The sequence below is a fragment of the Streptomyces sp. WELS2 genome, assembly GCF_013870595.1.
GTDB lineage: Bacteria > Actinomycetota > Actinomycetes > Streptomycetales > Streptomycetaceae > Streptomyces.
Map to the genome: position 1 here is coordinate 1 of NZ_JACBWZ010000454.1, position 5112 is coordinate 5112.

5 protein-coding genes and 1 tRNA gene are annotated in these 5112 nt (G+C 71.8%); 4 read left to right on the forward strand and 2 right to left on the reverse strand.

Annotation, left to right across the window (positions count from 1 at the left end):
* On the forward strand, nucleotides 1-551 hold a 551-nt coding region (locus tag H5J33_RS23015; protein ID WP_181796806.1), incomplete at its 5' end, for a CapA family protein.
* 42 nt (nucleotides 552-593) lie between these two features.
* On the opposite strand, the gene polX is transcribed toward H5J33_RS23015, so the two are convergent.
* Together polX and H5J33_RS23025 are read right to left on the reverse strand one after the other, a co-directional pair.
* On the reverse strand, nucleotides 594-2324 hold the full coding sequence (gene polX, locus H5J33_RS23020) for a DNA polymerase/3'-5' exonuclease PolX (RefSeq protein WP_181796807.1): 1731 nt from the start codon (nucleotides 2322-2324) through the stop codon (nucleotides 594-596).
* 63 nt (nucleotides 2325-2387) lie between these two features.
* Nucleotides 2388-2475: transfer RNA gene (locus H5J33_RS23025), tRNA-Leu, on the reverse strand.
* A 217-nt stretch (nucleotides 2476-2692) separates the two neighbouring features.
* Between H5J33_RS23025 and H5J33_RS23030 the strand changes: the two genes are divergently transcribed.
* The 3 genes from H5J33_RS23030 to H5J33_RS38405 all read left to right on the forward strand — a co-directional run.
* Nucleotides 2693-4018 carry a M20/M25/M40 family metallo-hydrolase gene (locus H5J33_RS23030; RefSeq protein ID WP_181796808.1) on the forward strand — a complete coding sequence of 442 codons (1326 nt, stop codon included), beginning with the start codon at nucleotides 2693-2695 and terminating at the stop codon, nucleotides 4016-4018.
* 179 nt (nucleotides 4019-4197) lie between these two features.
* Nucleotides 4198-4431 carry a chaplin ChpH gene (gene chpH, locus H5J33_RS23035; RefSeq protein ID WP_181796809.1) on the forward strand — a complete coding sequence of 78 codons (234 nt, stop codon included), beginning with the start codon at nucleotides 4198-4200 and terminating at the stop codon, nucleotides 4429-4431.
* Between the two features lie 116 nt (nucleotides 4432-4547).
* The coding region (locus H5J33_RS38405) for a chaplin (RefSeq protein WP_181796810.1) at nucleotides 4548-5112 on the forward strand (565 nt) is incomplete at its 3' end.

Below are 5112 nucleotides of genomic sequence, written 5' to 3' on the forward strand. Positions count from 1 at the left end.
GCTCGGCTCGCCGTCCGGCCCGTGACGAAAAGCCTGCCGGGCCGACCACGGCCGCCGCCCTGGACTTCGCCGACCGCCTGCGGCACGACGGGCGGCCCGGGGACCTCGTCGTCGCCTCCGTCCACTGGGGGCCCAACTGGGGCTACACCGTCACCCGCGACGAGGTCCGCTTCGCCCACGCGCTCGTCGACGCGGGCGCCGACATCGTCCACGGCCACTCCTCGCACCACCCGCGTCCGCCGGAGATCTACCGGGACCGGCTCGTCCTGTACGGCTGCGGCGACCTCGTCGACGACTACGAGGGCATCGGCGGCTACGAGAGCTACCGCGACGACCTCAGGCTGCTGTACCTGGTGTCGGCCGAGCCCGGCACCGGCCGGCTGACCGGAGTGCGGCTGGTGCCGCTGCGGGCCCGCCGGATGCGCCTGGAGCACGCCACCGCCGACGACACCGCCTGGCTGCGCACCGTCCTGGACACCCACGCCCGCCGCCACGCCACCCGGGTCGACCACGGGCCCGACGGCACGCTCACGGTCCGGCCACTCAGCTGAAACCGGCCGTCGGAGAAGGGAAGCGGCAGCGGAGGCATGCCCTCAGGATCGCCGCCCGCCCTTGCGCAGAAAGGCGCGCAGCCGGGTCGGCGGCCAGGCGTTGATCACCTCTTCCCCGGTCAGCCAGCCGCGCTGCGCGGTGGCCACGCCGTAGCGCATCCGGCCCAGGTGCGGCACGGAGTGCGCGTCGGTGTTCACGGCGAACCGCACCCCGTGCTCCCTCGCCCGCAGGATGTCCTCGTCGCGCAGGTCGAGCCGGTCCGGCTGCGCGTTGACCTCCAGCGCGGTACCGGTCCGCGCGCACGCGGCGAACACCTCGTCCCAGTCGGCGTCCACCCCCGGCCGCCTGCCGATCAGCCGGGTGGTCGGATGCCCGATGACGTTGACGTACGGGTTCTCGCAGGCCCGCACCAGCCGCCGGGTCATCGCCGTACGGTCCAGATCGAAGTGGGAGTGCAGCGAGGCCACGCACAGGTCGAACCCCGCCAGGAACTCCGCCGGCCAGTCCACGTCCCCGTCCGGCCCGATGTTCAGCTCCGTGCCGTGCAGCAGCCGCAGCCGGCCACGGGTGCCGTCCAGCTGCCGCAGCCGCTCCCGCTGGGCGAGGATCTTCTCGTCCGTCATGCGCTGCATGGACAGGTCGGGCGCGTGGTCGGTGACCGCGAAGTAGGCGTAACCGCGCCCGGCGGCGGCGTCCACCATCGCCTCCAGCGAGGCCAGGCCGTCCGTGAGATCGGTGTGCGTGTGCAGGTCGCCGCGGATGTCCCGCTCGGTCACCACCCCGGGCAGCTCGCCGCGCAGCGCCGCCTCGATCTCCCCGCGGTCCTCCCGCAGCGTCGGCGCGATCCACGGCAGCCCGAGCCGGGCGTACACCTCCTCCTCGGTGCGGGAGGCCAGCGAGTCGCCGCTCTCGGCGTCGAACAGGCCGTACTCGGACAGCTTCAGCCCCTGGTGCACGGCGATGGTCCGGGTGCGGATGTTGTGCGCCTTGGAGCCGGTGAAGTACTGCATCGCCGCGCCCCACGACCGAGGGGGCACCACGCGCAGATCGACCTGGAGCCCCTTGCCGGTGCGCACCGAGGTCTTCTTCGTGCCCCGCGCCACGACCTCCGCGGTGGCCGGCAGCGCGCACAGGGCGTCCATGAACGGCGCCGACCGGTCCGCCGCCACCAGCACGTCCACATCGCCGACGGTCTCCCGCATCCGGCGCAGCGAACCGGCGTACGCGCAGCGCTCGCAGCCCGTCACCCCGGACAGCTCCGCGAGGATCTCCTCGGCGGTGTCCAGCGCCAGGGGCAGCGGCACCCGGCCGCCCGCCCGCCGGAGCAGTTCGATGCCGTGCCGGATGTTCTCCTGCGTCTTCTCCCCGAAGCCCTTCAGATCCGCCAGCGCGTCCGCCTCGACGGCCGAGGCCAGCTCGTCCACCGACGAGATGTGCAGGTCCTCGTAGAGCCGCAGCGCCTTCTTCGGCCCGAGCGTCGGGATCGTGATCAGCTCCCGCACTCCCGCGGGGATCCTCGACCGGCGCTCCTCGACCACCGCGATCCGGCCCGTGCGCAGATACTCGGCCACCGTGCCGGCGATCGACCGGCCCACGTTCGGGATCTCCCGCAGCGCGTCCGGCTCCAGCGTGGAGACGTCCGCCGGATACCCGCCGATCGCCCGCGCCGCCTTCTCATAGGCACGCGCCTTGAACGCGTCGCCTCCGGTGATCGCGATGAGATCGGCGTACTCCCGCAGCAACGCCTCGACCTCGTCGTTGACCCGGCCCACAGCCCCAGTCTAGAAACCGCCCCGCACGCACGCGAAAGGCCCCCGCGATTGCAGGGGCCTTGCTGGTGTCCGAGGGGGGACTTGAACCCCCACGCCCGATAAAGGGCACTAGCACCTCAAGCTAGCGCGTCTGCCATTCCGCCACCCGGACAAGGTGTCTGTCGTGCGAGATCTTCCCTTTCGGCGGGGTTTCCCTCGCGGCGACGAAGGAAACATTACCAGGCTTTCGGGGGTGTCCGATCACCCCCCGGCCCCGGCCCCGGCCGCGCGTGAACGGCGTGTCACAGGCGGGGCCCGGTATTGGGTCCGGGGCGGGGCCGGAGAGAGGATGAGGGGGACCACCAGCAGTGACAGCGGGAGGAAGCATCGTGAGCGAGACGGGCACGGCCAGGACCGTCACCGGCGAGGACGAGGTCGTGGACCTCTGCCGCGAGCTGATCCGGTTCGACACCAGCAACTACGGCGACCACTCCGGCCCCGGCGAGCGCAAGGCCGCCGAATGGGTCGCCGAGAAGCTCGCCGAGGTCGGGCTGGAACCGAAGATCTACGAGTCGCACCCCGGCCGTGCCTCCACGGTGGCCCGGATCGAGGGCGAGGACCCGTCCCGGCCCGCGCTGCTCATCCACGGCCACCTGGACGTCGTACCGGCCAACGCCGTCGACTGGACCCACGACCCGTTCTCCGGGGAGATCGCCGACGGCTGCGTGTGGGGACGCGGCGCCGTCGACATGAAGGACATGGACGCCATGACGCTGGCGGTCGTGCGCGACCGGCTGCGCAGCGGGCGCCGGCCCCCGCGGGACGTCGTGGTCGCCTTCCTCGCCGACGAGGAGGCGGGCGGCACGTACGGCGCCCGCTACCTGGTCGACCACCACCCCGAGCTGTTCGAGGGCGTCACCGAGGCCATCAGCGAGGTCGGCGGCTTCTCCTTCACCGTCGACGACAACCGGCGCCTCTATCTGATCCAGACGGCCGAGAAGGGCATGCACTGGATGAAGCTGACCGTGGCCGGCACCGCCGGGCACGGGTCGATGATCCACCGGGACAACGCCATCACCGAGCTGTCGGAGGCGGTGGCCCGGGTCGGCCGGCACAAGTTCCCGGTGCGGGTCACCAAGACCACCCGGGCCTTCCTCGACGAGCTGGGCGACGCGCTCGGCACCGAGCTGGACCCGGAGGACATGGAGTCCACCATCGCCAAGCTCGGCGGCATCGCCAAGCTGATCGGCGCGACCCTGAGCAACACCGCCAACCCCACCCAGCTGAACGCCGGCTACAAGGTCAACGTCATCCCGGGCGAGGCCACCGCCCACATCGACGGCCGGTTCCTGCCCGGTCACGAGGAGGAGTTCCTCGCCGACCTCGACCGGCTGCTCGGCCCGAACGTGCGCCGCGAGGACGTGCACTCGGACAAGGCGCTGGAGACCGGCTTCGACGGCCCGCTGGTGGCGGCCATGCAGTCCGCGCTGCTCGCCGAGGACCCGACCGCCAAGGCGATCCCGTACATGCTCTCCGGCGGCACCGACGCCAAGTCCTTCGACGACCTCGGCATCCGCGGCTTCGGCTTCGCCCCGCTGAAGCTGCCGCCGGAGCTGGACTTCGCCGGCATGTTCCACGGCGTGGACGAGCGGGTGCCGGTCGACGGACTGCGGTTCGGCGTGCGGGTGCTGGACCGGTTCATCGACGCGTCGTGAGGCCGCGCCCCGTGCCCTCGGCCGGCCCGTCCGGGGCGTGCGCTGCGATATTCGGGCAGTCGTACGAAACGTCCTGAGATGGGTGAATGCGACGATCAGTTCGTAGCTTCATTAGTTCCTCCTCGTTGCATCTGATGTGACCCCGCGCCTTGGGGTCGCATTGCCAACTAGGAGGAAGAATGATCAAGAAGGTCGTCGCAGCTGCGGCCGCCACCGGTGGTCTGGTTCTCGCGGGTGCGGGCCTCGCCGTCGCCGACTCCGGTGCCCAGGGCGCCGCCCTGAACTCCCCGGGTGTCGTGTCCGGCAACGTCATCCAGGCGCCCATCCACGTCCCGGTGAACGTGTGCGGCAACACGATCGACGTGGTCGGCGTCCTGAACCCCGCCTTCGGCAACGTCTGCATCAACAAGTGACGCAGACTCCCTGAGGGGCGTCCTTTACGAGCCGTCGGCCCCGGAGCGCGCGCCACGCGCTCCGGGGCCGACCGGCTTTCCGGAACGAAAGCACAGAAGGCAGGGGGGAATCCAGCATGCGTGAGAGTATGCGCAAAGGCCTGATGACCATGGCCGCCGCGACCGGCGTGATCGCCGCCGCGAGCGGTTACGCACACGCCGACTCGGGCGCCAGGGGCGCCGCCGGGGACTCACCCGGCGTACTGTCCGGCAACACGGTGCAGGCGCCGGTACACGCTCCGGTGAACATCTGCGGCAACACGGTGAACGTCGTCGGGCTGCTCAACCCGTCGGTGGGGAACAAGTGCGGCCATCACGGCGGCACTTCGGGGAACCGGCCGGGCGGCCCCGCGGGCAGCGGCTCCGGCGGCTCGCGCGCGGACGGTCACACCGGCGGCTCGCCGGGCGTCGGATCCGGCAACACCGTGCAGGTGCCGGTCGACATCCCGGTGAACGTGTGCGGCAACAGCGTCGACGTCATCGGTGTGGGCGACGCCACGACGGGCAACGACTGCGCCACCCACGACGGGGGGCACGGCAACCCGCCCGGGCGGCCGGGAGGGCCGGGAGAGCCGGGAGGGCCGGGCCACCCGGGGAATCCGGGACGTCCAGGGCATCCGGCGGAACCCGGGAAGCCGGGTG

What these genes read in the sequence shown, in the direction of transcription:
- chpH (WP_181796809.1), top strand. Translation starts at nt 4,198, where the DNA reads ATGATCAAGAAGGTCGTCGCAGCTGCGGCCGCCACCGGTGGTCTGGTT.